This window comes from Terrisporobacter mayombei, assembly GCF_020748465.1.
Lineage (GTDB): Bacteria > Bacillota > Clostridia > Peptostreptococcales > Peptostreptococcaceae > Terrisporobacter > Terrisporobacter mayombei.
In genome coordinates, this window is record NZ_JAHZMP010000294.1 from 1 (window position 1) to 433 (window position 433).

At 51.0% G+C, this 433-nt stretch carries 1 protein-coding gene; it reads left to right on the top strand.

All coding sequences use genetic code 11. The features are described from left to right. The coding region (locus K0039_RS21635; protein WP_228106929.1) for a hypothetical protein at positions 1–433 on the top strand (433 nt) is incomplete at both ends.

Below are 433 nucleotides of genomic sequence, written 5' to 3' on the forward strand. Positions count from 1 at the left end.
GCCGCGCTGACTCAATCGTGGGTAACAGCAATCAGGGAGGCCGCCACCACAGGGAAAATCACACCGGCAATTGCGGATGTCGTAAACGACGGCTCTAAATTTATGGATGCCTATCAAATGGATGCGGTGCAGTTGCCATCAGCCTATGGGCAACTCAGCTATCGCATGACCTACAACCTGGTATCAATGTTTACCGACCTTGCCATCCTTGGGCTGGTGGACCTTAACGAGGTTACACCGGAATTGCTCAGCATGCGCAAGAATCATGTGGAGATATTGCACAGAATTAACACGGTACTTGCCGGGCGCACCGATGAAGAGAAACAGGCAGACGCTGATCGGATAAACCTGGCCCTTGGCAACATCACGGAGGAAGAAATTGCCGCCAGAAACGAGAAACAAGAAGAGTTATCATCAATACAGGGTGATGCCA